This is a genomic window from Petrotoga halophila DSM 16923 (assembly GCF_002924615.1).
In genome coordinates, this window is the sequence record NZ_JALY01000028.1 from 1 (window position 1) to 2,359 (window position 2,359).

The following is a 2,359-nucleotide window of genomic DNA, read 5'->3' on the forward strand; positions in this document are numbered from 1 at the left end:
TATACTACCGCGCAAAAATTTCTAAACGAAATAGACTCTGCTGCGGTTTATGTCAATGCTTCTACGAGATTTACCGATGGTGAAGAGTTCGGTTTTGGTGCAGAAATGGGAATAAGTACACAAAAATTACATGTTCGAGGACCGATTGGAATCAACGAATTAACGACCACCAAATATATTATCTTGGGAAACGGGCAGGTTAGATAGTATGAATGAAAAACTGTGTGTAATAGGATTGGGAAAAATGGGGAGCACGTTAGTAAAAGGTCTAATCCAAACAAAAACACTTAAAAGAGAACAAATAATCGGAACAGATCTCTTTGAATACGATTCTGAAAAAAATTCTAATTACTCCGACATAAAAACTATCTCGGATAACGCAAAAGCGGTGAAAGAATCCGACATCGTTCTTTTAGCTGTGAAACCACAAGTAATAGACAAAGTATTGGAAGAAATAAGTTCTTCTTGTGAAAACAAGATAGTTATATCAATAGCTGCAGGAGTAAGTCTGCGCCATTTGGATAAAGCTTTACCAACTTCATCAAAGATAATAAGAGCTATGCCCAACACCCCTATTTTAGTAGGTGAAGGTGTTATTGCTATTAGCAAAAAGAAGAACGTTGACGAAAATGACTTGAAAAGGGTTAAGGAGATTTTGGAAAGCGTTGGAAAGGTATATTTGGTTGAAGAGGATATAATGGATGCGATAACGGCTTTAAGCGGGAGCGGACCAGCATATGTCTATATGATGATAGAGGCTTTATCCGACGGCGGTGTCCTGATGGGTTTACCTAGAGAGCTTTCCACTGAATTTGCCGCAAGAACATTACTTGGCGCTGCAAGGATGGTTTTAGAAACGGGAAAACATCCTGGAGAGTTGAAAGATATGGTTACTTCCCCAGGAGGCACAGCAATTAAAGGAATAGAAGTTTTAGAATCTCATGGTTTACGAGGTATCCTTATGGACGCAGTAAAAGAAGCAACTATAAGGTCAAAAGAACTTAATTCACAAAGGGGTGTGGATGTTGATTGAAAGGTACTCTCTTTCTCCAATTAAAGACATTTGGACTTTAGATGCCCAGTATAAAAGATGGCTTGAAGTAGAAATAGCTGTAATAGAAGCCTTTGAAGAACTTAACCTTGCTCCCAAAGGCACATCCCAAAACATTCGACAAAAAGCAAAATTAGACGTTCAAAAAATATTAGACACAGAAAAAATAGTGGATCATGACGTGATAGCCTTTATAAAAGTGGTAACTGAAGACATGGGAGATGAGGCAAGATACTTTCACAAGGGTTTAACATCATCAGATGTTGTCGATACAGCTTTATCCTTAGCTATAAAAAGAGCAGAAGAGATTATTCTTGATGAGCTAACTCAATACATAGCTAACCTCAAAAAATTAGCTGTGGATCATAAGTATACTATTATAGTTGGAAGAACCCATGGGGTACACGCTGAGCCAACATCTTTTGGATTAAAAATTTTAGGATTTGTTGCGGAAGAAGAAAGAAACAAAGAAAGATTAGAAAAGGCTATAGATAACATTTCCCAAGGAAAACTCAGCGGGGCGGTTGGAAATTATGCTAACATAGAACCAAAAGTAGAGGAAATCGCTTTGAAAAAACTCAATCTCAGACCTTGTAAAGTATCTACTCAAGTTTTACCAAGGGATCTTCACGCTGAATTTTTCAGTGTTTTAGCTATGATAGGAAGCAGTATAGAAAGACTTGCCATAGAAATCAGGCACCTTCAAAAAACAGAGGTCCTGGAAGTAGAAGAACCTTTTAAAAAAGAGCAACGGGGCTCTTCAGCGATGCCACATAAGAAAAACCCCATATTGTGCGAAAGGTTGACCGGGATGTCAAGAATGCTAAGATCTTATCTATCTTCTGCTTATGAGAATATCTCCTTATGGCACGAAAGAGATATTTCTCATTCGTCTGTAGAAAGGGTGTTTATACCGGATGCAACCATGCTTACTTACTATATGTTGAATAAAGCAAATTACTTAGTTGAAAACTTAGTGGTTCACAAAGATAGAATGAAAGAAAACATAGAAAAATCGTATAATTTAATTTATTCTCAACGGGTATTGCTGAAGTTAGTTGAATTAGGGGTAAGTAGAGAGGAAGCTTATAAAATAGTTCAAGAAAACGCGATGAAAGCTTGGAATGAAAGGCGTGATTTTAAAGCAATTTTATTGGAAGATAATAGAGTAAAGGCAAAATTATCAGATAAAGAAGCATTTGAAGATATATTCTCACCTGATTATTATCTAAAAAATATAAATGAAATTTATGAAAGGTTTGAACTTTAGTAGAGGGCTGCAGGCCCATTCCTTAGAAGGGTGGGGAG

General features: G+C 36.9%; 2 protein-coding genes and 1 pseudogene. All 3 read left to right on the top strand.

What is annotated here, in order from left to right:
- Positions 1-207, top strand: a pseudogene (proA, locus tag AA81_RS01345) (glutamate-5-semialdehyde dehydrogenase); the annotation flags it as partial.
- Position 208: 1 nt separating this feature from the next.
- Entirely contained in the window at positions 209-1,033 is an 825-nt protein-coding gene (proC, locus tag AA81_RS01350; RefSeq protein ID WP_012208071.1) for a pyrroline-5-carboxylate reductase, read from the top strand.
- Complete coding sequence (purB, locus tag AA81_RS01355; RefSeq protein ID WP_041534192.1) at positions 1,026-2,321, top strand: adenylosuccinate lyase; 1,296 nt, start codon at positions 1,026-1,028, stop codon at positions 2,319-2,321. Before proC ends, purB begins: the two co-directional genes overlap by 8 nt.
- Positions 2,322-2,359: the final 38 nt, after the last annotated feature.